Here is a 24680-nt window from a genome sequence, read left to right as displayed (position 1 = left end):
GTAGGCGTGAGGGTGGGGTTGCCTGTGGATCGTCGGGGCTCGGATCCGGTAGTGTGGGGGTCAGCCCCTCGTGTGGCGTTATCTCTCTGAACCCCCCCAGGGCCGGAAGGCAGCAAGGGTAAGAGGGCTCTGGCGGGTGCACGGGGGGTCTTTGCGTTCCCGGGCGGTCGCCGGGGGGCGGTGGGGGACGGCGGTGAGGCGAGGGGCGACGCGTTTGTCGGCGCGTCCCGATATCGTCGGGGGTGTGTCCCTAGCCCTGTACCGCCGCTACCGCCCCGAGACCTTCGCGGAGGTCATCGGGCAGGAGCACGTGACCGCTCCGCTCCAGCAGGCCCTGCGTAACAACAGGGTCAACCACGCGTACCTGTTCAGCGGGCCGCGCGGCTGCGGGAAGACGACGAGTGCGCGCATCCTGGCCCGCTGTCTGAACTGTGAACAGGGGCCGACGCCGACGCCCTGCGGGGAGTGCCAGTCCTGTCGCGACCTCGCGACCGGCGGGCCCGGCTCGATCGACGTGATCGAGATCGACGCGGCCTCGCACGGTGGTGTGGACGACGCGCGCGAGCTGCGGGAGCGGGCGTTCTTCGCGCCGGTCCACAGCCGCTACAAGATCTTCATCCTGGACGAGGCGCACATGGTGACCTCGGCCGGGTTCAACGCGCTGCTCAAGGTGGTCGAGGAGCCTCCGGAGCACCTCAAGTTCATCTTCGCGACCACGGAGCCGGAGAAGGTGATCGGGACGATCCGGTCCCGGACGCACCACTACCCGTTCCGGCTGGTCCCGCCGGGCACGCTGCGCGACTACCTGGCGGAGGTCTGCGGCCGGGAGGGCATCCAGGTCGAGGACTCGGTGTTCCCGCTGGTGGTCCGGGCCGGGGCCGGGTCGGTGCGTGACTCGATGTCGGTCATGGACCAGTTGCTGGCCGGCGCCGCCGAGGGCGGCGTGACGTACCAGATGGCGACCTCGCTGCTCGGGTACACCGATTCGGCGCTGCTGGACGAGGTGGTGGACGCCTTCGCCGCGCACGACGGGGCGACGGTGTTCCAGGTGATCGACCGGGTGGTCGAGGGCGGGCACGACCCGCGCCGTTTCGTCGCCGACCTGCTGGAGCGGCTGCGCGACCTGGTGATCCTGGCCACCGTGCCGGAGGCGGGGGAGAAGGGGCTGATCGACGCCCCGGCGGACCGGGTCGCGATCATGCAGGCGCAGGCGGACGCGTTCGGCTCGGCGGAGCTGAGCCGGGCGGCGGACATCGTCAACACCGGGCTGACCGAGATGCGCGGCAACGCGGCGCCGAGGTTGCAGCTGGAGCTGATCTGCGCCCGGGTGATGCTGCCGGGCGCGTACAGCGACGAGCTGTCGTTGCAGGCGCGGCTGGACAAGCTGGAGCGCCGGGCGGCGGCCGGCGGGTTCGCCGCGCCGATGGCGGTGGGGGTGCCGGTGGCGGCGCCCATGGCCGCGCCCGTTCCGGCGCCGGCGCCGGTGGCGGAGGCCGCCCCGGTGCAGGCCGCGCCGGTCGCGACGGCCCCTGCGGCGGCTCCTGTACCGATTGCGCCAGTCGCACCGGCAGCACCGGCAGCCCCCGCGGCGCCCGCCGGGCCCGCGCCGGGTGCCTGGCCGATCCCGCGCAGCTTCCCGCCGGCGGGCGGGGCCCCGGCCGCGGCCCCTGCGCCGCAGCCGCCGGCCCAGGCCGCCGAGGCCGTCGAGGCCCCGGTGTCCGCCCCCGCCCGCGCCCCCGCGGCGCCCGCGCCCGCCCCGGCCGGGCAGCCCGCCGAGCCGGCGTCGGCCGCCGCGCAACAGGGCGCGGCGCAGGTCCGGCAGCTGTGGCCGCAGATTCTGGAGGCGGTGAAGAACCGCCGCCGCTTCACCTGGATCCTGCTCAGCCAGAACGGCCAGGTGGCCGGGTTCGACGGCAGCGTGCTCCAGGTGTCCTTCATCAACGCGGGCGCCCGGGACAGCTTCGTCGGCAGCAACAGCGACGACGTGCTGCGCCAGGCGCTGACCGACGCGCTGGGTGTGGACTGGCGGATCGAGTGCATCGTCGACCCGTCCGGGGGCGGTTCCCTCGGTGGCGGTACGGCCATCGGTGGCGGTGGCCTGGGCGGTGCCGCCCCGAGCGGTGGCGGCTGGGGGGCCCCGGCCCGTCCGGCGGCCGCCGCGCCGCCGGTGCCGGCTCCGGCTCCGGTGCCCGCGCCGGTCCGGTCGCAGCCGTCCCCGCAGGTGCAGGCCGCCCCGGCGCCCGCGCCGGTCCAGGCCCCGCCGCCGGTGGCTGCGCCGCCGGCCCGTCCGGTGCGCGCGGTGGCGCCGGAGGACGACATCCCGGAGGAGGACGACCCGGACCTCAACGAGGAGGCGTTCTCCGGTCAGGAGCTGATCATCCGGGAGCTGGGCGCGACGGTTCTGGAGGAGATCCACCACCGCGGCAACTGAGCGACGGCCCGCCCCGGCAGCACGTAGGCTCGGCCGTGACGACGCGAGCGGGACTGCAAGCGGACGTGACCGCAGGCAGGACGGCGACGCAGGACAGCAAGCACGAAGCGAGGAGTGAGCCGTGTTCCCCGGTGGTGGCCAGCCCAACATGCAGCAGCTGCTGAAGCAGGCGCAGAAGATGCAGCAGGATCTCGCGCAGGCGCAGCAGGAGCTGGCGGAGACGAAGGTGAGCGGTTCGGCGGGCGGTGGCCTGGTCGAGGCCACGGTGACCGGTGCCGGTGAGCTGGTGGCGCTGACCATCGCCCCGGCGGCCGTCGACCCGGAGGACACCGAGACCCTGGCCGACCTGGTCCTGGCGGCCGTGCGGGACGCCAACCAGTCGGCGCAGAAGATGCAGGCCGAGCGCATGGGCCCGCTGACCCAGGGCCTGGGCGGGGGCATCCCCGGTCTGCCGTTCTGACCTGGGGGAGCTCCCGGACGGGGGCTCCGACCAGGCAGGTCTGAGGTCCTGAAGTTCTGAAGTTCAGACAACGGACCCATGTGATTTATGTGGGAGTCGGGCGTCGGGCGGTGTGTCCGGCGCCCGATTCGTTGGATGATGGCACCGGAGCACCACCGACCATCCGAGGGAAGGCGCGACGTTGTACGAGGGCGTGGTTCAGGACCTGATCGACGAACTGGGCAGGTTGCCCGGCGTCGGGCCCAAGAGCGCCCAGCGGATCGCCTTCCACATCCTGCAGTCCGACCCGACCGACGTGCGCCGCCTCGCGCACGCGCTGCTGGAGGTCAAGGACAAGGTCCGGTTCTGCGCGGTCTGCGGCAACGTCGCGGAGGCCGAACGGTGCCGGGTCTGCCTGGACCCGCGCCGCGACCTCGGAGTCATCTGCGTGGTCGAGGAGTCCAAGGACGTCGTCGCCATCGAGCGCACCCGCGAGTTCCGCGGCCGCTACCACGTGCTGGGCGGCGCGATCAGCCCCATCGAGGGCGTCGGCCCGGACGACCTGCGGATCCGCGAGCTGCTGGCGCGCCTCGCGGACGGCACGGTCACCGAGCTGATCCTGGCCACCGACCCCAACCTGGAGGGGGAGGCGACCGCCACCTATCTGGCCCGGCTCTGCAAGCCGATGGGCCTGAAGGTGACCCGGCTGGCGAGCGGCCTGCCCGTCGGCGGGGATCTGGAGTACGCGGACGAGGTCACCCTCGGTCGCGCCTTCGAAGGGAGACGACTTCTCGATGTCTGACCGGACGCTCGACCAGCAGCCCCACACGCCCCACCAGCCGTCCCACGGGCAGGCCCACCAGCCGGCCCCCGGACAGCCGCACGGGGAGCCGCAGAGCCACACCCCGCACATCCACGCGCACGGTTCGGAGCCGGACGACTTCGCCGTGCAGATCGCCGACTCGGTGGAGAGCTTCGTGCTCGCCGTCACCGAGGTCGCCAAGGGCGACGAGCCGGGCAGCGCGGTCTCGCTGCTGCTCCTGGAGGTCTCGCAGGTGCTGCTGGCCGGTGGCCGGCTGGGCGCCATCGAGGACGTCGTCCCGGAGGACCGCTTCGAGCCCGACGCGGGGCCGGAGCCGGACGGCGAGCAGCTGCGCGAGCGGCTGGCCGAGCTGCTCGCGCCGATCGACGTCTACCACGAGGTCTTCGACCCGTACGGCCCGCCGGAGAAGCCGAACGCCTTCCGGATCTCGGACGACCTGGCCGGCGTGGTCGGCGAGCTGCAGCACGGGCTGACCCACTACCGCGAGGGCCGGGTCAGCGAGGCGCTGTGGTGGTGGCAGTTCTCGTACCTCTCCAACTGGGGCACGACCTGCACGGCGGTGCTGCGGGCGCTGCAGTCGCTGATCGCGCACGTCCGGCTGGACAGTCCGATCGGCGCGGTGCCGGACGGAGCCGACACCGACGACGACGGGCTCACCGACGAGCAGCTGGAGCAGCAGGCCGGCGACCTGATGGCGGCGGAGCTGGGCCTCGGGCGGTAGCGCCGCCCTCCGCTGCCCGTGCCATTCCGGCACGTCCGCGCGATTCCGGCACGCCCGAACGTCGCCCCCGGCGCGCGCCGGTTTTCGGTGCGCCCCCCGGCGGTCGTCGGCCCGGCATCTGCCGGGCATCGGCCGGTCGTCGGCTGATTGTGACGAATGCCTCAGCATTCCGCGCGGAAAAGAAATCCCGCCGGATCACCGTCCGTTGATCCGCCGATTCTTCGGGGCGGTGGCGAATTGCCCGCAGACCTGCCGGTGGTGCCGCCCGTTTCGCCGACCACCTGCTGAAACGGGCGTCTCATCATATGGAAAGCGCCGGTTGTGGCACCCCTGCTCGGTAGACTGGCGCCGACCGCACAGCCCCTTTTCCCCGGGGGTGCGGGGGCCTGGTGCCCCCGGAAGACGACACAAGTCGAGGAGCGCACGTGGGCCTTGTCGTGCAGAAGTACGGCGGCTCATCCGTTGCGGATGCCGAAGGCATCAAGCGCGTTGCCCGCCGAATCGTTGATGCCAAGAAGGCCGGCCATGAGGTCGTCGTCGTGGTGTCCGCAATGGGCGACACGACGGACGAGCTCATCGAACTCGCGGAGCAGGTGTCACCGCTTCCTGCCGGCCGTGAGTTCGACATGCTGCTGACCGCTGGAGAGCGCATCTCCATGGCGCTGCTGGCCATGGCGATCAAATCGCTGGGGCACGAGGCGCAGTCCTTCACGGGCAGCCAGGCCGGCGTCATCACCGACTCCGTCCACAACAAGGCGCGCATCATCGACGTGACGCCTGGTCGCATCCGCACCGCCCTGGACGAGGGCAACATCGCGATCGTGGCCGGCTTCCAGGGCGTGTCGCAGACCAGCAAGGACATCACCACGCTGGGCCGCGGCGGCTCGGACACCACCGCCGTCGCCCTCGCCGCCGCGCTCAAGGCCGAGGTCTGCGAGATCTACACCGACGTGGACGGCGTGTTCACCGCCGACCCGCGCGTGGTGGCGAAGGCCCGCAAGATCGACTGGATCGCGTACGAGGACATGCTGGAGCTGGCGTCGTCCGGCTCCAAGGTGCTGCTCGACCGCTGCGTGGAGTACGCCCGGCGCTACAACATCCCGATTCACGTACGCTCGTCCTTCTCGGGTCTTCCCGGGACGATCGTCAGCAACGAGAACCCGCACAAGCCCGAAGGGGGCGAGATGGAGCAGGCCATCATCTCCGGAGTCGCCCACGACACGTCCGAGGCCAAGGTCACGGTCGTCGGCGTGCCCGACAAGCCGGGCGAGGCGGCCCGCATCTTCCGCGCCATCGCGGACGCCGAGGTCAACATCGACATGGTGGTGCAGAACGTCTCCGCCGCGTCGACCGGGCTGACCGACATCTCCTTCACCCTGCCCAAGGCGGAGGGCCAGAAGGCCATCGACGCGCTCGGCCGGGTCAAGGAGGGCATCGGCTACGAGTCGCTGCGCTACGACGACGCGATCGGCAAGATCTCCCTGGTCGGCGCGGGCATGCGCTCCAACCCGGGTGTCACGGCGGCCTTCTTCGAGGCGCTGTCCGCCGCGGGCGTCAACATCGAGCTGATCTCCACCTCGGAGATCCGCATCTCGGTCGTCACCCGCGCCGAGGACGTGCCGGAGGCCGTCCGCGCCGTGCACAGCGCCTTCGGACTGGACAGCGAGACGGACGAGGCCGTCGTCTACGGAGGCACCGGGCGATGACCCGGCGGCCGAACCTCGCCGTCGTCGGCGCCACCGGCGCGGTCGGCGAGGTGCTGCTCGGCCTGCTCTCCCTGCGCCAGGACGTCTGGGGCGAGATCCGACTCGTCGCCTCCCCGCGTTCGGCCGGCCGCAAGCCGGTCGTGCGCGGGGTGCCGGTCGAGGTCGTCCCGCTGGCCGAGGAGGCCTTCGAGGGGATCGACGTCGCCGTGTTCGCCGTCCCCGACGAGGTCTCCGCCCAGTGGGCGCCGATCGCGGCCGCCAAGGGCGTCGTGGTGGTCGACGACTCCGCCGCCTTCCGCACCGCCGAGGACGTGCCGCTGGTCGTCCCCGAGGTCAACGCGGCCGCGCTGCGGCTGCGCGCCCGCGGCATCGTCGCCAGCCCCGCCAGCACCACCCTCGCGATGATCGCGGCCGTCGGCGCCCTGCACGCCGAGTACGGGCTCGTTCAACTCGTCGTCGCCTCCTACCAGGCCGCCTCCGGCGAGGGCCGGATCGGCGAGGCGGCGCTGCGCGAGCAGACCGCCCTGGTGGCCGGCACCGAGGTCGGCCGACAGGCCGGCGACCTGCGTGCGGTGATCGCCGACCACGGGCCGTTCGCCGCCCCGCTCGCGCTCAACGCGGTGCCCTGGACCGGCTCCCTGGTGGACGGCGGCTGGTCCTCCGAGGAGGTCGGCATCCGTGCCGAGGCCCGCAAGATCCTCGGCCTGCCCGCCCTCAAGGTCTCCGCGACCTGCGTCCGCATCCCGGTCGTCCGCACCCACGCGCTGGCCGTGCACGCGCTCTTCGAACGCGAGGTCACCCAGGAGCACGCGCAGCAGATCCTCCGCGACGCCCCCGGGGTCGTGCTGTACGACGATCCGGCGGCCGGCGAGTTCCCCACGCCGAACGACGTGGTCGGGACGGACCCGGTCTGGGTCGGACGGGTGCGCCGGGCCCTCGACGAGCCGGCCGCGCTCGACCTCTTCCTCTGCGGCGACAACCTGCGCAAGGGTGCGGCGCTCAACCTGCTGCAGATCGCGGAGCTGGTGGCGGGTGAGCTGACGGTGACGCAGGAAGGCGCGCCGGGAGCGGCGTAGGAGAAGGCGCGGGAAGAGGCCTGGCAGGAAGCCCGGGAGAGACGCGGGAAGAGGCCTGGGAGAGGGCGCAGGAAGAGGCCTGGTAGGAGGCCTGGGAGATGGCCCGGGAAGGCCTGGAGCCGCCCGCTCCCGGGCCCGCGCGGCCCCCGATCCGGGGAGGACGTGTCCGCTCCTCGACACAATCTGTCCGGAATCCCGATGGAATCCCCTGGAGGCCTCTTCCGCCGATGCGGAAGAATGGCCCCCGGGCTGGGCAACCATGACAGGGGATCGAGTGTCCAACGGGCGTGGCGAACGTGATGGTGGGAGCAGGGGCGGGCATCCCGGCGAGAGCCGTGGTGGCCTTCCCCTCGCGCGCCCCGTGGCCGGCGAGTAGGCCGGAAGACGACCAGATGACCGCGGTCGCACCCGGTGCGGCGGGCTCCGGTGCCGGTACCGACGCGGGTACCAGCGAAGACCTGCTCACCGAGACCTACCAGGCCCACTACGGCTCCCTGCTGCGGCTCGCCGCGCTGCTCCTGGACGACCTCTCGACCTGCGAGGACGTCGTCCAGGAGGCGTTCATCCGGGTGCACGCCGCCCGGCGCCGGGTCCGCGAGCCCGAGAAGACCCTGGCCTACCTGCGGCAGACCGTCGTCAACCTGTCCCGCTCGACCCTGCGCCGACGGATCCTCGGCCTGCGCCTGCTGCCCAAGCCCATGCCTGACATGGCCAGTGCAGAAGAAGGCGCTTACGATGCGCTGGAGCGCGACCAGTTGAAGGCCGCGCTGCGTGGTCTGCAACGCCGTCAGCGGGAGGTTCTGGTGCTGCGTTACTTCGTGGACATGACGGAGGCGCAGGTCGCCGAGACCCTCGGCATCTCGCTCGGATCGGTGAAGGCCTACGGCTCGCGCGGACTCGCCGCCCTGCGCATCCAGATGGAGGCCGGGCATGGCTGACGGCGCCGGGCGGTGGCCCTCGGACGGTGAGGGCGACGGGCTCTCCGCCGAGGAACGAAGCGTCCGCGACCTGATGCGCGGCGCCGTCGCCGGCATCCAGCCCGAACCCGGCGGCCTGCCGCGGATCCGGTACGCCGTACCCCGCCGCCGGGCCGCCCGGCGCGGAGCCTGGACCGGCGCCGTCGCCCTCGCCCTCGCCGTCGCCGTCGCCCTGCCCGCCCTGCACGACGGTGAGCACCTGGGCCTGTCCGGCGGCCCCGGCTCGGCCGACGCCAGCAGCCCGGCCCCCGCCGCACCGACCGGCACCAGGGCCGGCGGCGCCCCCGGCACCGGCACGCCCTCGCGGCCCGGCCCCAGCGGCACCGGCGACACCGCGTCACCCTCCGGCACCCCCACCGCCTCACCCAGCCCCGGCGCCAGCACCACCCGCGCCGATGGCACCACCGCCCCGGCCGCCCCCGCCGCCAGTACCGGCGACAGCCCGATCACCCCGCTCTGCACCCGGGCCGACCTCGGCCAGGGCGGCGCACAGGTCGGCCCGGCCGACGCCGACGGCCGGATCCACGGCTCGTTCACCGTGTACAACGTCTCCGGCCGCAGCTGCCGGCTCGGCGGCCCCGGCGCCGTCGCCGTCACGGCGGTGAGCGGGACCGACCGCAGCCGCGTGCGCACCGCCGACCACGCCGCCGGCGACCCGGCCGGCGACCTGCCCGCGATGGACGCGGAGCCCCCCGTCCTCGCCCCGCAGGCCGGCTACCGGGTGTCGTTCGACTGGATCCCCGACCGGACCTGCCCCACCTCCGGCGGCAGCACCGCCACCACCGGCCCCACCAGCCAGGGCGGCGCCAACCAGGCCGCCGGGGCCTCCCAGGCACCCGCCGCCGCCACCGGTGCCGCCCCGGCGGCCTCGGACGCCTCGGCGGTCCCCAGCACCAACCCCCAGGCCAGCTCGTCCCCCAGCGCCGGGCCCACCAACGCCCCCAGCCCCACCGCCACCCCGACCGGCAACCCCACCACCGCGCCGGCCACCGCCACCATCGCCCACACCCCCGCCCCCGGCAGCCCTGCCGTTGCCACCGCCACCTTCCCCGTGGCCTGCGCCGGCACCCTGTACCGCGGCGGCGTCCAGGCGGTGGGCGCACCGGCGTCGCAGCCGTCGGACACGCCCCCGGCGGGCTGACGGGTTTCGCGGTCCGGCGGCGGTCAGGGGGCGGTCAGGGGGCGGTCCGGCGGCGGGCGGTCAGGGGAGGCGGTCGGGGCCGGGCGGGCAGGGTCGGACGGGCGACCAGCCGGTCCGGAGCGGCCGATGGCGGACCCCTGCGGCCGGGACGGGTGTGAGGAGTGGTTACCGTGGGGGTGTGTACCGGTTCCTCCTGACTCCGCGCTGGCTCGGCGGCACCGCGCTGGCCGTCGCGGCCGTGGCGGTGTGCGTCTGGCTGGGCTCCTGGCAGCTCGGCCGGTTCGAGGACCGGTTCTCGTCGCACCAGGAGACCAAGCAGACCGTCACCGCTTCGAGTGATGTGCGGCCGATCGACGACCTGCTCAACCAGGCCACCCCGCAGGTGACCACCGAGACCGTCGGCAAGCCCGTCACCGTGACCGGCAGCTACGACGCGGAGCATCAGCTCCTCGTCCCGAACCGGATGGTCGACGGCAAGCAGGGCTACTACGTGCTCACCCCGCTGCGCACCGCCGACGGCCGGTTCGCCGCCGTGGTCCGCGGCTGGGCGCCCGGTGCGCCCGCCGAGGGCGCGTCCGCGGCCGCGCCGCCGCCTCCCGGCCAGGTGACCGTCACCGGGCGGTTGCAGGCCGGTGAGTCCAGTGGCAGCAACGGCGCCGTGGCGGGCGGTCTGCCGGCCGGTCAGCTCGGCACGGTCAACCGGGCGGCGCTGCTCAACGCGCTCGCGTACGACGGCTGGTACGACGGCTGGGTCGCCGCCGACGCGGTGCCGGCCGGGCTGACCCCGGTGCCGACGGTCCAGCCGCAGGGCGGCGACGGGCTCACCCTGCGGGCGTTCCAGAACCTCGGCTACACCCTGGAGTGGTTCGTCTTCGGGGGCTTCGTCATCTTCATGTGGTTCCGCCTGGTGCGCCGCGAGGGGGAGGCGGAGCAGGACCGGGCCCTCGGACTGGACCCGGTCCTGGACTGACCTCCGCGGTTCGGCGCCCCTGCTCGGCCGGCCCGCCCCCGCTCGGCTGGCCCCTGCTCGGCCAGCCCCTGCTCGGCCGGCCCGCCTCAGCGGGTTGGCTTGCCGGGGACGGAGGGAGCGGACGGCAGGGCCGGGACGACCGGTGCGGTCGTCGGCTTACCGGGCGCCGTCGGGGAGGACGGCACCGGTGTCGGCGACTCGGTGAACGCCGGCTCGTCGTGGCACCGGCCGTGGCCGCCGCTCACGTCGTCGTTCGAGTCGTAGCGGTCGATGTGGTGGTGCACGGTGCGCCCGGTCTTCGTCCCCTTGGAGCCGGAGCCCTTCGACCCGGAGCCCTTCGAGCCGGACGAGCCCTTCGACCCGCTGGATCCCCTGGCGAGCTGGACCGCGTCCTCGCCCGCCGCAGGCGCGTACGCCGCCCGGGCGACGGCGGGCCCCGGCCCCGGCGCGTTCGGCCCCGCTGCGCTCGCGCGGGTCGCGGTGGCGGCCGGTGCGGCCGGTGCGGTTGGCGCGGCCGTGGTCGGCGTGGGGCCGGCCGGGGGCGGGCAGGCGGCCTCGGCGCCGTGCCCGCCCGAGCAGCCGGTGAGCACCAGGGCCCCGGCCACCGCCACCCCCGCGAGCGTCAGCAGACGCCTCACACCGTCTCCCCGTTGCCGGCCTCGGTCCCGGTCTCGGTTACGGCCACGGCCTCGGCCTCCGACGCCGCGGCGAGGTGCCGCCGGACGAAGTCGATCTCCAGCCGCAGCTGCTTGATCCGCTCCTCCACCACCAGCGACCCGTGCCCGGCGTCGTACCGGTAGACCTCGTGCGGCTTGCCCAGCTGCTCCAGCCGCCCGACGTAGTTCTCGATCTGCCGGATCGGGCAGCGCGGGTCGTTGACCCCGGCGCTGATGTAGACCGGCACCCGCACCTGCTCGACGTAGCTGAGCGGCGAGGAGGCGGTGAAGCGCTCCGGGACCTCCTCCGGGGTGCCCCCGAAGAGGGTGCGGTCCAGCGACTTGAGCGCTTCCATCTCGTCGGCGTACGCGGCGTGGTAGTCCGCGACGGGCACGGCGGCGACGCCCAGCGTCCAGCTGTCCGGCTGGACGCCGATGCCCAGCAGGGTCAGGTAGCCGCCCCAGCTGCCGCCGGTGAGCACCAGCCGGCGCGGGTCGGCGAGGCCGCTGGCGACCGCCCACTCCCGGACGGCCGCGATGTCCTCCAGCTCGATCAGGCCGACCCGCTCGTGCAGGGCGTCGGTCCAGGCCTGGCCGTAGCCGGTGGAGCCGCGGTAGTTGACCCGGACCACCGCGAAGCCGTGGTCCAGCCAGGCGGCCGGGCCGGCGGCGAAGGAGTCGCTGTCGTGGTGGGTGGGGCCGCCGTGGATCTCGAACACGGTCGGGAAGGGCCCCTCGCCCGCCCCGGCCGGACGCTGCACCAGGGCGTGCACCCGCCCGCCGGGCCCGTCCACCCAGATGTCCTCGACCGGGACGGAGCCGGGCGGCACCGCGCCGGGCGCCCGCAGCACGACCGTCCCGGCGGTGGAGCGGACGGCGGAGGGCTCGGCGGCGGAGGACCACAGGTACTCGACGGTGCCGTCCGGGCGGGCGGTGGCGCCGCCGACGGTGCCGCGCGGGATGTCCAGCCGGGTCAGCCGACCGTCGGCGAGCGTGTACGAGAACAGTTCGCTGCGCGCCTCGTACTCGTGCTCGACGAGCAGCGCCTCGGCGCCGGGGCACCACTGCGCGGAGACGTCGCCGGGCAGCTCGCGCCCCTGCTCGTCGCGCAGCGGCAGTGCGGTCTCGGCGCCGGTGGCGACGTCCCAGATCATCGGCTCCCAGCGGCCGGTGCGCTGGTGGGCCACCAACAGCCGGGTGTCGCCGTCGACCGGGGCGAAGCCGAGGCAGGCGACGCCGCGCGGCTCGTCCCGGCCGGTCACCTCGTCGAGTTCGGCGACGGTTTCGACGGTTTCGACGGGTTCGGCGGGCTCGCCCGTCGTGCCGCTCGTGCCACTCGTGCCGTCCGAGAGGCGGACGATCCGGATCGCGGAGTGCATCGCGTCGCCGTGCTCGGTGTGGTCGATGGCGAGCAGCGTGCCGTCGTAGCTGAGGTCGCCGACGCCGCCGTACTCCGCGTGCCGGTAGATCTCGACGGCCTCGGCCGCTCCGGGGCGGCGCAGGTGCAGGGTGGTGCCGTCCTCGTCGGTGGAACGTCCGACGACCACCGTGCCGTCGCGGCCGAGCGCCAGGCCGGCCGAGTAGGAGGGGGCGAGGCCGGGCACGGCCTCCTCGTCGGGGGTGCCGGCGCTGCGGTCCGCGGGCCCGCCGGCGAAGGGCTGGCGGCGCCAGACGCCGAACTCGTCCCCGTCGTGGTCGTCGAACCACCACACCCAGGCGCCGTCGGGGGACAGCTCGGCGTCGGTGGTGCCGTTCGGCCGGTCGGTGACCTGCCGGTGGGTGCCGGTGACCCGGTCCCAGGCGTAGACCTCGTAGGTGCCGGTCGCGTTGGACACGTACAGCGCCCGGTCGGGGGCGTCCTCGGCCCAGTCGGGGAGTGACACCCGTGCTGCCCTGAACCGCTGCTCCCACGCCGGTACGGCGCTCTTCTCCTCGCTCATCCGACCATCCAACCCGATCGGGGGGACAGAACGGAACGGGCGGGCGACGGAACGGGGCGGGCGGGGGACGGAACGGGGAGGGCGGGTGGCCGCAGCTCACCTGCCCGCCCCACCCGCCCCGTCCCTCCCACCCCCGTTCCCGGGATCCCGTCCGCTCCTGGGAGCCCGTCCGCTCGTGCGCGCCCGCTCGGTCCCGCTAGCCCTTCCGCGGCAGCAGCCGGACCAGGCCCACCAGCACCAGCTCCAGCGCCGCCAGCGCCGTCACGCTGCGGCCGAACGCGGCCGCCGGATCGCCTCCGCCGTAGTAGAGCAGGCCGATCAGTGCGATGCCCAGCGCCCCGCCGACCTGCTGCACGGTGGCCAGCACCCCGGCGGCCGACCCGACCAGCTGGGGCTCGACCCCGGCCAGCACCACGGAGGTCACCGGGGCGATCACCAGGCCCATTCCCAGGCCGTCCACGAACAGCCCCGGCGTCAGCCACCACACGCTCCCGCCCGGCGCGCCGTACACCGCGAGGGCGAGCAGGCCCAGCCCGACGGCCATCAGCAGCCCGCCGACGGCGATCGTCCGGGCCCCGCCGAGCCGGGCGGCGACGCGGTGGGTGGCGTTGGAGGTGAGCAGGTAGCCGAGGCCGATCGCCGTGAACACCAGTCCGGCGCCGAGCGCGTCCAGGCCGCGGCCCAGCTGGAGGTACAGGGCGAGCACCAGGAAGAAGGACGCCTGGCCGAGCCAGAAGGCGAGCTGGGCGAGCAGACCGGCGCCGAAGGCCCTGGTCCGGAACAGCCGGGTGTCGACCAGCGGGGCGACGGGGCCGGAGCCGCTGCCGGAGTCGGTGGCGGTGGCGGAGCCGGTGGCGGTGGCGCGGGTCCGGGTGCGGTGCTGATGCACCACGAAGCCGGCCAGCAGGGCGACCGCGCCGCCCAGGCAGAGCCAGGTCCACAGCGGCCAGCCCTGCGCGGGGCCCTGGATCAGCGGCAGCACCAGGGCGGTCAGCGCGGTGGTGACCAGCAGCACGCCCACCGGGTCCAGGCCCGGCCGTTGCGGGGCGCGCGACTCCGGCAGGCAGCGGCGGACCAGGGCCAGGGCGGCCAGGCCGATCGGCAGGTTGATCAGGAAGCAACTGCGCCAGCCGAGGCCGAAGAGGTCCGCCCGGATCAGCAGCCCGCCGATCAACTGGCCGAACACCGCGCCGACGCCCATGGTCAGCCCGTACCGGGCGAAGGCCCGCGCCTGCGCCGCGCCGCTGAACGCCGTCCGCAGGATCGCCAGCACCTGCGGGCCCATCAGCGCCGCCGCCAGGCCCTGCACCACCCGGGCGCCGACCAGCGCGGCGGCGGTGGGGGCGAGGCCGCAGCCCGCGGAGGCGAGGGTGAACAGGGCCAGGCCGAGCCCGAACACCCGGCGCCGGCCGTACCGGTCGCCGAGTCGGCCGGCGGTGACCAGGCCGGCCGCGAGGGCCAGGCTGAATCCGGCGATCACCCACTGGACGGCGGCCGGTCCGGCGCCCAGGTCGGCCTGGACGGACGGGACGGCGACATTGACGACGAAGAAGTCGAGGGCGGTCATGAAGGTGGCGGTCAGGACGACCGCCAGCAGGCCGCGCGGGGCGCCGGCCGCCGCCTCGGCCCCGGGCGCGGTGGTGCTCGCGGCGGTGCCGGGCGCATTGCCGGTCGCGGTCGATGGGCGGGCGGTCAGGGCGGAGCTCATCTCGGCTTCTCCTTAGTGGGGTTGGGGGGAGTGGGTCGGGGGCGGTGGGGGTCGCCCCCGACCCGTCCGGCCTGCCGTCAGGCGCCCGGGACGCGGTCCAGGAAGCCGTACACCGAGCCGATCCGCCCGTCCGGAGAGGCCACCAGGACGTCGAAGCCGATCACCACCGGCTCGGCGCCGGCCGGCCCGAGGTTCCAGGTGAACCGGGCGATGTCGTGGTGCGCGTCCACCGGGCCGAGGGTGAACTCCAGCCCGGGGAACTGGGCCTGGGCCGCGCCGATCAGCGCGTCGATCGCGTCCCGGCCGGCGACGGCGGCCAGCGGGTCGGTGTACCGGCCGTCCACGGCCCACACCTCGTCGATCAGCTTGCGGCGGGCGCCCGGGTCGGTCTCGTTCCAGACCGCGAGGTAGCGCTCGGCGAGCTGCTGGAGGGCGGTGGCGGTGATCTCGGTCATGGTCTTCTCCCGTGTCCCGGTGGGTGGTTGAGCGGCTCGTTCCCGCTGCTCACCAAGGTAGGGACGGGCCGGCGCGGGCGAATCAGTCACGTATCGGCATGGGGGTACGTAGCGTCCGGCGGGGGGTACGTAGGTGTGCTCGGCGGGCCCGCCCGCACCTGCGGCCGGGAGGGCCTCGGTAGGGTCGGGGGCATGCTGTACGGGAGGGAACACGAACAGTCCGTCGTGGCGGGACTGTTGGACGCGGCACGCGAAGGCCGCAGCGGGGTGCTGCTGCTCCGGGGCGAGCCCGGGATCGGCAAGACCGCGCTGCTGGACCACGCCGTCGGGCGGGCGGGCGAGGCGTTCCGGGTGATCCGGGCGGCGGGCGTCGAGTACGAGGCGGAACTGCCCTTCGCCGGGCTGAGCCTGCTGCTCGCGCCCGGCCTCGACCGGCTGCACGCCCTGCCCGGGCCGCAACGGCGCGCCCTGGAGGCGGCGTTTGGACTCTCCGAGGAAAGCGCCCCGGTCGACCGGCTGCTGGTCGGGCTCGCCACCCTCGGACTGCTCGCCGAACTCGCCACCGAACAGCCCCTGTTGTGCGTCCTCGACGACGCACAGTGGCTGGACGACGCCTCCCTCGACGCCTTGCTGCTGGCCGCCCGCCGGCTCCAGGCCGAAGGAGTCGCCCTGCTGTTCGCCGCCCGCACCGGCGGCGGCGCACCGGAACTCCCGACCACGGGCTTCCCCGAGCTCCGGCTGACCGGCCTGCCCGAGCCCGACGCCGCCCGGCTCCTGGACCACCGGGCCGGCCCCGGCCTGCCCGCCGCCGTCCGCGAGCGGCTGCTCGTCGAGGCGGCCGGCAACCCGCTCGCCCTCACCGAACTCCCCATCGCCGCCGGGACGCAGGCGAACACCCACGGCTCGCCGCCGCCCGCGCCCGGTGGCCTGCCGCTCACCAGCCGGCTGCTGATCGCCTTCCACGGCCAGGTCACCGGCCTGCCCCCGGCCACCCAGACCCTCCTGCTGGTCGCCGCCGCCGAGGAGACCGGCGAACTCGACGTCGTCCTGCCCGCCGCGGCCGCCCTCGGCGTCCCCGCCGAACACCTCGGCCCCGCCGAGGAATCGGGCCTGGCGAGCGTCACCCCCGACCGCCGGATCGCCTTCCGCCACCCGCTCCTGCGGGCTGCCATCCTGCAACGCGCCCCGCACCACCAGCGGCTGGCGATTCACCAGGCCATCGCCGGAGCACTGCCGGACGGCGACCGCCGCACCTGGCACCAGGCCCACGCCGCCACCGCCCCCGACGCCGCCCTCGCCGACGCGCTGGAACGCACCGCCGTCCGCGCCGAGGCCCGCGGCGCCCACGGCGGCGCCGCCGCCGCGTACGAGCGGGCCGCCCGGCTCACCCCGGACCGCGACGCCGCCACCCGCCGCCTCGTCCTGGCCGCCGAAGCCGCCACCGAAGAAGGGAAGTTGGTGCGGGCCGAGACGCTCGCCGACGAGGCCGGGGCCCGCACCGACAACCCCCTGGCACACGCACTGCTCGACCAGGTCCGGGCCACCGCGCACTTCTGGCGCGGCTCCTACCCGACCGCCTACCGGCTGCTGCTCGACGCCGCCGGCACCGCCATCGAGGCGCCACACGCCGCCCGGATGCTGTTCCAGGCCTTCCACACCGCCTGGTACGCGGGCGAGGAACCGGTGATCGCCGTCCTCGACCGGCTGGCCGCGCTACCGCTCGCCGACGACGACCCGCTCGCCCCGCTCGCCCGCCACCTGCCCGCCGCCGTACTCCCCGCCCTCGGCCGGCCCGCACCACAGCCGCCCGCCGCCCGCGACACCGCCGCGGCAGCCCGCAAGGCCGGCGCCGAAACCCCCGTCGACCTCGTCCAACTCTGCGGCGCCACCCTCATCCTCGGCCGCGACGACGAGACCGCCGAACTCGGCGGCGAACTCGTCACCGAAGCCCGCGCCAAGGGCACCATCGGTGTGATGCCCACCCTCCAGTTCTTCCTCGCCGAGGCCGAACTCTTCCACGGCCGCCACCGCGACGCCGAAGTCACCGCCACCGAAGCCCTCGCCCTCGCCCGCGACACCGGCCAGCACCAGTGGACCAGCCAACTCACCGCGCTCCTCGCCTACCTGGCCGCCCTCGACGGTGACACCGACCGCTGCACCCGGCTCACCGCCGAATCCCTCGCCACCACCGGCCCGCAGACCGCCGCCCCCGCGGCCGGCCGCCCCTGGGCCCACTGGGCACTCGCCCTGCTCGACCTCGGCCACGGCCGCGCCGGCGACGCCGCCGACCGCCTGCACACCCTCACCACCGGCCCCCACCGGCACCACGTCAGCGCCACCCGGGCCGTCCCCGACCTGGTCGAAGCCGCCGTCCGGTTCGGCACCCCCGAGCGCTCCGCCGAACCCTACGAACGCTTCGCCCGCTGGAGCGCCGCCGCCGACCGCCCCTGGACCGAAGCGCTCCGACTCCGCTGCCAGGCCCTGCTCGGCCCCGACGAACTCGCCGAATCCGCCTACCGCGCCGCCCTCGACCTCCACGAAGGCACCCACCGCCCCTTCGAGCAGGCCCGCACCGCCCTCCTCTACGGCGAATGGCTGCGCCGCTCCCGCCGCCGCACCGACGCCCGCCCCCACCTGCGCGCCGCCCTCGAAACCTTCGAACGCCTCGCCGCCCACCCCTGGGCCGCCCGCGCCCGCACCGAACTCACCGCCACCGGCACCCCGGCCCCCACCACCAGCCCCACCGGCACCCCCGACTCCCCCCTCACCCCCCAGGAACTCCAGATCGCCCGCCTGGCCGCCCAAGGCCTCACCAACCGCGAGATCGCCGCCCAACTCTTCCTCAGCCCCCGCACCATCGCCCACCACCTCTACAAGGCCTACCCCAAACTCCACATCACCTCCCGCACCGACCTCCCCACCACCCTCTGACACCCCACCCACACCAAAGGGCCCTCCCGAACACCTCCGGCAGGGCCCTGCTCTCCACTCGCCGACGCCGCACCCACCTTCGTCGCCGCCCCCCGATCCCAGGGAACTCCGCGAGGGCTGCGGCACAGGAGGGTGCTCCACACTGAGGCTCGGTCACTCAGTCGGTCACGCACAACGTTGGTCACGCACAACGCCAGAGGGCCCACCGGATTTCTCCGATGGGCCCTCTGTACTGGGTCGGGGTGGCGGGATTTGAACCCACGGCCTCTTCGTCCCGAACGAAGCGCGCTACCAAGCTGCGCCACACCCCGGTCCTGCGGTTTGTTGCTCCGTCTCCTTCGCAACGAGTAGAACTCTACCGGACGCTCGCCGAGACACGAAATCCGGTTCTTGGCGGGCGTCCGGTGCAGGTCAGCGGGGGGCCGGGGTGAGGGTGAGGAGGGTGGCCTCGGGGGGGCAGGCGAAGCGGACGGGGGTGTAGCGGTTGGTGCCGCAGCCGGCGGAGACGTGGAGGTAGGAGCGGCGGCCGCCGGCCTGGTGGGTGGAGAGGCCCTTGACCCGTCGGGCGTCGAGGTCGCAGTTGGTGACCAGGGCGCCGTAGAAGGGGATGCAGAGCTGGCCGCCGTGGGTGTGGCCGGCCAGGATCAGCGGGTAGCGGTCGGCGGTGAAGGCGTCGAGGACGCGCAGGTAGGGGGCGTGGACGACGGCGAGGGAGAGGTCGGCGTCGGGGGAGGGGCCGCCGGCGACCTCGCTGTAGCGGTCGCGGCGGATGTGCGGGTCGTCGAGGCCGGTGAATTCGAGGTCGAGGCCGCCGATGGTGAGCCGGCCGCGGGTGTTGGTGAGGTCGAGCCAGCCGGCCGCGTCGAAGCCGTCGCGGAGCTTCTCCCACGGGTTGTGGACGGCGCCGGTGATGCCGCGGCGGCCGGTGCCGTCGGCGTTGTTGAGGCCGTGGGCGCCGCTGCGCATCGCCTGGAGGTAGCGGGCCGGGTTCTTGCGGGCCGGGCCGTAGTAGTCGTTGGAGCCGAAGACGTAGACGCCGGGGAAGTCCATGAGGGGCCCGAGCGCGTCCAGGGCGGCGGGGACCCCGAGGGGGTCGGAGAGGTTGTCGCCGGTGTTGACGACGAGGTCGGGGCGCAGGCCGGCGAGGCTCTGCAGCCAGCGCTGCTTCTTGCCCTGCCCGCTCACCATGTGGATGTCGGAGACCTGCAGTACCCGGATGGGCCGGGCGCCGTGGGGCAGGACGGGGACCTCGACCCGGCGGAGCCGGAAGGAACGGACCTCGTACCCGACGGAGTAGGCGAGGCAGGCGGCGCCGGCGGCGGCGAAGCCGAGGGGAACGGAGTACAGCGGTCGCATCGCTCCATGCTCTCAGACGGTGGATCAGCCGGTGAACGTCCGGTGGCCGTGCGCGGATACGGGGCCGCAGGCGGGTCCGCTACGTGCCAGCGGGCCCGTTGCCTGCCGCCGGGCCGGTTAATGGCAAGCGACCGAACGTCGCAGGTGGGAGACTCGGGGCCATGACGACGCTCAAGGCGAAGCTGCACGAGGACCTCACGGCCGCGATCAGGGACCGGGACGAGCTGCGCTCGTCCACCATCCGGCTCACGCTGGCCGCCGTCACCAGCGAGGAGGTGGCGGGTAAGGCGAAGCGCGAGCTGTCCGATGACGAGGTGCTGAAGGTGATCGGCCGCGAGGCGAAGAAGCGCCGGGAGGCGGCGGAGGCGTTCGACACCGCCGGCCGGGTGGAGCAGGCGGCCCGGGAGCGCGAGGAGGGCGAGGTGCTGGCGGGGTACCTGCCCAAGCAGCTCTCCGACGAGGAGCTGACCGCGATCGTGGCGGACGCCGTCGCCGAGAGCGGGGCGGCCGGTCCGCAGGCGATGGGCGCCGTGATGAAGCTGGTGAAGCCGAAGGTGGACGGCCTGGCGGAGGGCGGCCGGGTGGCCGCCGCGGTGAGGGCGGCGCTGACGGGCTGAGCCCCGCCGCAAGGCCCGAAGGGCGCCAGCCGGCCAGGGCCCGGATGGCACCGTCCGCCGAGCCCGAAGGGGCGCCCTCCGAGAGTGATCTCGGAGGGCGCCCCTTCGTCGTGTCGTGCCCGGGTCGGGGCCGGTCAGCCGTTGTTGCCGCCGTGCTTGCCGCCGTTGCCGTTTCCACCGTTGCCGCCGTTGCCGCCGTTGTTCCCGCCGATGACGCCCGGCGGGAAGGTGAACCCGCCGCCGATCATCCCGCCGGCGTTGTTGCTGCCGCCGCCAGGGTTGCCCCCGCCCGGGTTGCCGCCGCCGGGGTTCCCGCCCGGGTTGCCACCGGGGTTGCCGCCCGGGTTCCCGCCCTGGGGCGGCGGGTTGCCGCCGGGCTGCTGCTGGGCGGGGTCGGCCGGCGGCGTGGCCCCGCCGGTCTGGTTGGCGTTGGGGTCGGTCTTGGGCGCCGGGTCCGGGATGTTGATGGTCTGGATCTGCTCCGGGGACGAGCCCTTGAGGGCCTGGTTCATCGCGAGCTGCCAGATCGGACCGGGGCCGTCGGCGCCGAACACCTCGTCGAAGTGCTTGCCGCCGATGTTGATGTTCTTCATCTTGACGCCGCCGGCCGGGCCGCCGAGCCAGACGGAGGTGGCCAGCGACGGGGTGTAGCCGCTGAACCAGGCGGCCTTCTTCTCGTCGGTGGTACCGGTCTTGCCGGCGATCTGCCGGCCGTCGTCGAGCTTGAGCGCGGCCGCGGTGCCCTTCTCGGTCACGTTGAGCAGGACGGTGTTGAGGGCGTCCGCGGTCTGCTCGGAGAAGGCCTGGCTGCAGGTGGTCTGCGGGACCTTGACGTCCTTGCCGTCGACCGTGCTGATCTTGTTGATCGCGATCGGGGTGCAGTACTTGCCGCGGGCCGCGAAGGTCGCGTAGACGTTCGACATGGTCAGCGGGCTGAGCTCCAGGGTGCCGAGGACCATCGAGGGGACCTCCTGGAAGGCGTCGCCCTTGGCGGACTGGGTGATGCCCAGCTTGTTGGCCATCTGCTTCATCGCGCAGAGGCCGACCTGCTGTTCCATCTGCACGAAGTAGGTGTTGACCGAGAGGGCCATGGCCTGCTTGAGCTCGTACGGGCCGATCTCGCCGGCCGACTCGTTCTTCACCGTGGCCTTGGGCTTGTCGGTGTTCCTCCAGGTGCCCGTGCAGGTGGTCATCTGCGGGTAGTCGATCTTGTTCTCGGAGGGGAACGGCTGGGTGGGCGACAGGCCCGACTCCAGGGCCGCCGCAGCGAGGATCGGCTTGAACGTCGAGCCGGTCTGGAAGCCGTTGCCGCCGCCCATCGCGGAGTCGACGTTGAGGTTGACGACGGTCTGGTTCTTGTTCGGGTCCAGGCCGTACGGGCGGGTCTGGGCCATGGCCAGGATCTTGCCGGTGCCGGGCTCCATCATGGTCGCGGCGGCCGAGACCGTGTCCGTCACGTTGACCTTCTTGGTGACGGCGTTCTGGGCGGCGGCCTGCTTGTCCGGGTCCAGCGTGGTGTAGATGTTGAGGCCGCCGGTGTCCCACAGCTTCTTGCGGTCGGCGGCGCTCTTGCCGAACGCCGGGTCCTGCTTGACCACGTGGCGCACGTAGTCGCAGAAGAAGCCCATGCCGGCCTGGGCGGTGATGCAGCCGTTCTGCGGGTCCTTGAACTTCAGGCCCAGCGGGGCGGCCTTGGCCTCCTTGGCCTGGTCCGCGGTGATGTGCTTGTTCTCGAGCATCTTGTCGATCACGACGTTGCGGCGCTTGACCGTGTTGTCGGGATAGCGCACCGGGTCGTAGGACGACGGGTTCTGCACCATGCCGGCCAGGGTGGCGGCCTCGGCGACGGTCAGGTCCTTGTTGCTCTTGCTGAAGTAGCGCTGGGAGGCGGCTTCGATGCCGTAGGCCTGGTGGCCGTAGAAGGTGATGTTGAGGTAGTTGGTGAGGATCTGGTCCTTCGACAGGTCCTCTTCCAGCTTGATCGCGACCTTGAGCTCCTGGATCTTGCGACCCAGGGTCTTGCGCTGCGCCTCCAGCACCGCGGCCTGGTCGTCGCCGGCCTTCTCGACGTTGACGTTCTTCACGTACTGCTGGGTCAGCGTCGAGGCGCCCTGCGAGGTGGTGCCGCTCTCGGCGTTCTTGCCGATGGCGCGGAGCACGCCCTTGAGGTCGACGGCGCCGTGCTCGTAGAAGCGGGCGTCCTCGATGTCGACCTGGGCGTGCCGCATGAACGGTGACATCTGGTCGGCGGTGAGGACGGTGCGGTCGCGCTCGTACACCTTGGCGATCAGGCCGCCCTTGGCGTCGAAGATCTGCGTCGCCTGGGTGAGCGGCGGGGTCTTGAAGTCGTCGGAGATGTTGGAGAAGCTCTCCGCCGTGTCCTTGGCGGTCAGCCCGATGGCGCCGACGGCGGGCAGGGCGAGGCCTGCCAGCAGGACTCCGGAGAGCACGCTGACGCCCAGGAACTTCACTCCGTGTCCCGCGATGTCGAGCGGCGACTCGCGGCGCTTATCGCGCGGAGCTCCGGTGTTGCCTGGGGGCTGGGATGCCTGGGGGCGCTTCGGTGCCATGAGGAGAACCCTACGTCGCGGAATCCCGCCCACAGGGGCAGGTGTTCCCCTACGCTTGTCACAAGCTTGCGACAGCTTCGGTGCGTCAACACCATTCACTCTTGTGAGTGCAGAGACTTGCCCGAATTGCCCGATATTAGAGGGTTTTTGAGGCAGCTGTGGCCTGCTGTACCCGTGTGAACGGTAGCGCTCCGTGATGACACGCGTGGCGAGAGTTGCCGCGCCGCGATTGACAAGGCTTGCGACCTGCGATCACTCCAACGAGTGAGCTGACCGGTACCCATAGTCCAATCGGGTCATTCGAGATTGAGCCCGGAGGGGCTGTTGCTCGCTGTCGTTCTTCCGTAACGTCCTCAACTGGCAACGGTGAATATGCCGTTGCCGCCGTGGGGGAGCCTCGATACGGGAGAGGACGGCGCCGGGATGGGCTGGGTTGACGACTGGAGTGCGCAGGCCGCCTGCCGCACGAGTGATCCGGACGAGTTGTTCGTCCAGGGGGCGGCGCAGAATCGCGCCAAGGCGGTGTGCAGCGGTTGCCCCGTCCGCACGGAGTGCCTGGCGGACGCACTGGACAACCGGGTCGAGTTCGGGGTCTGGGGCGGGATGACGGAGCGCGAGCGCCGGGCGCTGCTGCGCCGCCGCCCGACGGTCATCTCGTGGCGGAGACTGCTGGAGACGGCCCGCACCGAGTACGAGGAGTCCCTCGCGACCGGCGTGATACTGACGGACTACGCCCAGGCGGGCTGAGCACACCGGCGCGGTGCGGACCCGCGCCGTGGCAGACCGGTGCCGGGGGGCCATCGGGCTGAGGACATCGGTGCCCAGCGCACCCGTGTCCGGCGCACCCGCGCCGAGGACGTTCGCGCCGAGGACGTTCGGGCTGAGGACATCCGTGCCGACGACGTTCGCGCCGGGCGCACCGGTGTTGGGCGCCCGGGCCGGGCCGGTGCCTACGCGGTGCCGCTGAGCCGGTCCCCGATGGCGCGCAGCCCGTCCAGGTCGTGCACGTCGCCCGGCAGCGCGGCGACCTCCACGATCGGCACGTCCGGGTACACGGAGACGAAGCGGTCGCGGGTTCGGCGCTCCCGCCCCATGATCTGCATCCGTTCGGCGTGCAGCCTCAGCAGCCCGGCCGCGAGCAGTTCGGCCTCGGGCGAGGCGTGCTCCGAGCCGTTCTCCTCCAGCGCCTCGGCGGCCGCCAGCGCCCGTTCCGCGGTGAGCTGCGGCGCGCCCGAGCCGTGCACCCGGTTGAGCACCAGACCGGCCAGCGGCATCCGGTCCGCGGCGAGCCGGTCGACGAAGTACGCCGCCTCGCGCAGCGCGTCCCGCTCCGGCGCGGCCACCACCAGGAACGCCGTGCCCGGCGCCTTGAGCAGCTGGTACGTGCGGTCGGCGCGCTCGCGGAAGCCGCCGAACATCGAGTCCATCGCGCTGACGAAGGTCTGCACGTCGGTGAGCAGCTGGGCGCCGAAGATCTTGCCCAGGGTGCCGGTGATCAGGCCCATGCCGGCGTTGAGGAACCTCATCGCACTGCGGCCGCCGACCTTGGCCGGGGCGGTCAGGATCCGGATCACCCGGCCGTCGAGGAAGGAGCCGAGCCGGTTGGGCGCGTCCAGGAAGTCCAGTGCGGAGCGGGACGGCGGGGTGTCGACGACGATCAGGTCCCATTCCTCGGCATCGCGCAGCTGCCCGAGCTTCTCCATCGCCATGTACTCCTGCGTGCCCGCGAAGCCGGCCGACAGGGACTGGTAGAACGGGTTCTCCATGATCGCCTTGGCCCGTTCGGGCTCGGCGTGGGCGAGCACGACCTCGTCGAAGGTCCGCTTCATGTCGAGCATCATGGCCTGCAGCTCGCCGTTGCCGGTGACCCCCTTGACGACCCGGGGGGTGTTGTCCAGTTCGGTGAGGCCCATCGACTGGGCGAGCCGGCGGGCCGGGTCGATGGTCAGAACGACGACCTTGCGGCCGCGTTCGGCGGCCCGCAGGCCGATCGCCGCGGCGGTGGTGGTCTTGCCGACGCCGCCGGAGCCGCAGCAGACGATGATCCTGGTCCTCGGGTCGTCGATCAGCCCGTCGACGGCGAGCCGGCTGCCGGCGGCCCGGACACCGCTGCCGCCGTCGCCGACCCCACCGCTGCTACCGCCGCCGTGGGCCCGGCCGGCC

19 protein-coding genes, 1 tRNA gene and 1 other RNA gene are annotated in these 24680 nt (G+C 73.5%); 13 read left to right on the top strand and 8 right to left on the bottom strand.

Features of this window, described 5'->3' with window-relative positions:
* The first annotated feature begins 62 nt into the window (after nt 1-62).
* The 10 genes from ffs (at nt 63) to ACIP37_RS01470 (ending at nt 10284) form a co-directional block, all read left to right on the top strand.
* An RNA gene (ffs, locus tag ACIP37_RS01515) (signal recognition particle sRNA small type) lies at nt 63-153 on the top strand.
* A gap of 91 nt (nt 154-244) precedes the next feature.
* Nucleotides 245-2431, top strand: coding sequence for a DNA polymerase III subunit gamma and tau (locus ACIP37_RS01510; RefSeq protein WP_400804026.1), 2187 nt, complete (start codon nt 245-247; stop codon nt 2429-2431).
* Nucleotides 2432-2552: 121 nt separating this feature from the next.
* Complete coding sequence (locus ACIP37_RS01505) at nt 2553-2891, top strand: YbaB/EbfC family nucleoid-associated protein (protein WP_063348649.1); 339 nt, start codon at nt 2553-2555, stop codon at nt 2889-2891.
* Nucleotides 2892-3072: 181 nt separating this feature from the next.
* Nucleotides 3073-3672: a recombination mediator RecR gene (gene recR / locus ACIP37_RS01500; RefSeq protein WP_363579725.1), complete on the top strand. Its 600-nt coding sequence runs from the start codon at nt 3073-3075 to the stop codon at nt 3670-3672.
* Nucleotides 3665-4414, top strand: a complete 750-nt coding sequence (locus ACIP37_RS01495) for a DUF5063 domain-containing protein (protein ID WP_363579724.1) — start codon at nt 3665-3667, stop codon at nt 4412-4414. Before recR ends, ACIP37_RS01495 begins: the two co-directional genes overlap by 8 nt.
* A 425-nt stretch (nt 4415-4839) precedes the next feature.
* Nucleotides 4840-6120 carry an aspartate kinase gene (locus tag ACIP37_RS01490; protein ID WP_063348651.1) on the top strand — a complete coding sequence of 427 codons (1281 nt, stop codon included), beginning with the start codon at nt 4840-4842 and terminating at the stop codon, nt 6118-6120.
* Nucleotides 6117-7196, top strand: coding sequence for an aspartate-semialdehyde dehydrogenase (locus ACIP37_RS01485; protein WP_363579723.1), 1080 nt, complete (start codon nt 6117-6119; stop codon nt 7194-7196). Before ACIP37_RS01490 ends, ACIP37_RS01485 begins: the two co-directional genes overlap by 4 nt.
* A 392-nt stretch (nt 7197-7588) precedes the next feature.
* Nucleotides 7589-8134 carry a SigE family RNA polymerase sigma factor gene (locus ACIP37_RS01480; RefSeq protein WP_363579722.1) on the top strand — a complete coding sequence of 182 codons (546 nt, stop codon included), beginning with the start codon at nt 7589-7591 and terminating at the stop codon, nt 8132-8134.
* On the top strand, nt 8127-9314 hold the full coding sequence (locus ACIP37_RS01475; RefSeq protein ID WP_400804019.1) for a hypothetical protein: 1188 nt from the start codon (nt 8127-8129) through the stop codon (nt 9312-9314). The genes ACIP37_RS01480 and ACIP37_RS01475 overlap by 8 nt, the downstream gene beginning before the upstream one ends.
* 178 nt (nt 9315-9492) lie before the next feature.
* The gene (locus ACIP37_RS01470) at nt 9493-10284 is read left to right on the top strand and encodes an SURF1 family protein (protein ID WP_363579720.1); all 792 of its coding nucleotides are present in this window, start codon (nt 9493-9495) and stop codon (nt 10282-10284) included.
* Nucleotides 10285-10370: 86 nt separating this feature from the next.
* Here ACIP37_RS01470 and ACIP37_RS01465 read toward each other — a convergent pair whose 3' ends face one another.
* From ACIP37_RS01465 to ACIP37_RS01450, 4 genes are all read right to left on the bottom strand, one after another.
* The gene (locus ACIP37_RS01465) at nt 10371-10922 is read right to left on the bottom strand and encodes a hypothetical protein (protein ID WP_363623025.1); all 552 of its coding nucleotides are present in this window, start codon (nt 10920-10922) and stop codon (nt 10371-10373) included.
* The gene (locus ACIP37_RS01460; RefSeq protein WP_400843057.1) at nt 10919-12880 is read right to left on the bottom strand and encodes a S9 family peptidase; all 1962 of its coding nucleotides are present in this window, start codon (nt 12878-12880) and stop codon (nt 10919-10921) included. Before ACIP37_RS01460 ends, ACIP37_RS01465 begins: the two co-directional genes overlap by 4 nt.
* A 196-nt stretch (nt 12881-13076) precedes the next feature.
* Nucleotides 13077-14588 (bottom strand): MFS transporter, encoded by a 1512-nt coding sequence (locus ACIP37_RS01455; RefSeq protein WP_400804011.1) that lies wholly within the window; start codon nt 14586-14588, stop codon nt 13077-13079.
* 77 nt (nt 14589-14665) lie between these two features.
* Nucleotides 14666-15043, bottom strand: a complete 378-nt coding sequence (locus tag ACIP37_RS01450; RefSeq protein WP_371518052.1) for a nuclear transport factor 2 family protein — start codon at nt 15041-15043, stop codon at nt 14666-14668.
* A 192-nt stretch (nt 15044-15235) separates the two neighbouring features.
* On the opposite strand from ACIP37_RS01450, the gene ACIP37_RS01445 reads away from it, so the two are divergent.
* On the top strand, nt 15236-17974 hold the full coding sequence (locus ACIP37_RS01445) for an AAA family ATPase (protein ID WP_400804009.1): 2739 nt from the start codon (nt 15236-15238) through the stop codon (nt 17972-17974).
* Nucleotides 17975-18211: 237 nt separating this feature from the next.
* Here ACIP37_RS01445 and ACIP37_RS01440 read toward each other — a convergent pair.
* Both ACIP37_RS01440 and ACIP37_RS01435 read right to left on the bottom strand, forming a co-directional pair.
* A tRNA-Pro gene (locus ACIP37_RS01440) sits at nt 18212-18285 on the bottom strand.
* A 100-nt stretch (nt 18286-18385) separates the two neighbouring features.
* A complete protein-coding gene (locus ACIP37_RS01435; protein WP_363579697.1) occupies nt 18386-19330 on the bottom strand; it encodes a metallophosphoesterase in 945 nt (314 codons plus the stop codon).
* A 161-nt stretch (nt 19331-19491) separates the two neighbouring features.
* Between ACIP37_RS01435 and ACIP37_RS01430 the strand changes: the two genes are divergently transcribed.
* Nucleotides 19492-19947, top strand: a complete 456-nt coding sequence (locus ACIP37_RS01430) for a GatB/YqeY domain-containing protein (protein WP_363627816.1) — start codon at nt 19492-19494, stop codon at nt 19945-19947.
* 134 nt (nt 19948-20081) lie between these two features.
* Here ACIP37_RS01430 and ACIP37_RS01425 read toward each other — a convergent pair whose 3' ends face one another.
* On the bottom strand, nt 20082-22517 hold the full coding sequence (locus ACIP37_RS01425; RefSeq protein ID WP_400804006.1) for a transglycosylase domain-containing protein: 2436 nt from the start codon (nt 22515-22517) through the stop codon (nt 20082-20084).
* A gap of 423 nt (nt 22518-22940) precedes the next feature.
* Between ACIP37_RS01425 and ACIP37_RS01420 the strand changes: the two genes are divergently transcribed.
* A complete protein-coding gene (locus tag ACIP37_RS01420; protein ID WP_030240986.1) occupies nt 22941-23264 on the top strand; it encodes a WhiB family transcriptional regulator in 324 nt (107 codons plus the stop codon).
* Between the two features lie 203 nt (nt 23265-23467).
* Here ACIP37_RS01420 and ACIP37_RS01415 read toward each other — a convergent pair whose 3' ends face one another.
* Nucleotides 23468-24586 (bottom strand): ArsA family ATPase, encoded by a 1119-nt coding sequence (locus tag ACIP37_RS01415; protein ID WP_363579928.1) that lies wholly within the window; start codon nt 24584-24586, stop codon nt 23468-23470.
* Nucleotides 24587-24680 lie beyond the last annotated feature (94 nt).

Source organism: Kitasatospora sp. NPDC088861, from assembly GCF_044750105.1.
Classification (GTDB): Bacteria; Actinomycetota; Actinomycetes; order Streptomycetales; family Streptomycetaceae; genus Kitasatospora.
The sequence above is the reverse complement of the archived record's forward strand: the minus strand, read 5'-3'. Positions and strand labels throughout refer to the sequence as shown.

What these genes read in the sequence shown, in the direction of transcription:
- ACIP37_RS01450 (WP_371518052.1), bottom strand. Translation starts at nt 15,043, where the DNA reads ATGACCGAGATCACCGCCACCGCCCTCCAGCAGCTCGCCGAGCGCTAC.
- ACIP37_RS01435 (WP_363579697.1), bottom strand. Translation starts at nt 19,330, where the DNA reads ATGCGACCGCTGTACTCCGTTCCCCTCGGCTTCGCCGCCGCCGGCGCC.
- ACIP37_RS01425 (WP_400804006.1), bottom strand. Translation starts at nt 22,517, where the DNA reads ATGGCACCGAAGCGCCCCCAGGCATCCCAGCCCCCAGGCAACACCGGA.
- ACIP37_RS01455 (WP_400804011.1), bottom strand. Translation starts at nt 14,588, where the DNA reads ATGAGCTCCGCCCTGACCGCCCGCCCATCGACCGCGACCGGCAATGCG.
- ACIP37_RS01485 (WP_363579723.1), top strand. Translation starts at nt 6,117, where the DNA reads ATGACCCGGCGGCCGAACCTCGCCGTCGTCGGCGCCACCGGCGCGGTC.
- ACIP37_RS01420 (WP_030240986.1), top strand. Translation starts at nt 22,941, where the DNA reads ATGGGCTGGGTTGACGACTGGAGTGCGCAGGCCGCCTGCCGCACGAGT.
- ACIP37_RS01475 (WP_400804019.1), top strand. Translation starts at nt 8,127, where the DNA reads ATGGCTGACGGCGCCGGGCGGTGGCCCTCGGACGGTGAGGGCGACGGG.
- ACIP37_RS01495 (WP_363579724.1), top strand. Translation starts at nt 3,665, where the DNA reads ATGTCTGACCGGACGCTCGACCAGCAGCCCCACACGCCCCACCAGCCG.
- ACIP37_RS01460 (WP_400843057.1), bottom strand. Translation starts at nt 12,880, where the DNA reads ATGAGCGAGGAGAAGAGCGCCGTACCGGCGTGGGAGCAGCGGTTCAGG.
- ACIP37_RS01480 (WP_363579722.1), top strand. Translation starts at nt 7,589, where the DNA reads ATGACCGCGGTCGCACCCGGTGCGGCGGGCTCCGGTGCCGGTACCGAC.
- ACIP37_RS01430 (WP_363627816.1), top strand. Translation starts at nt 19,492, where the DNA reads ATGACGACGCTCAAGGCGAAGCTGCACGAGGACCTCACGGCCGCGATC.
- ACIP37_RS01445 (WP_400804009.1), top strand. Translation starts at nt 15,236, where the DNA reads ATGCTGTACGGGAGGGAACACGAACAGTCCGTCGTGGCGGGACTGTTG.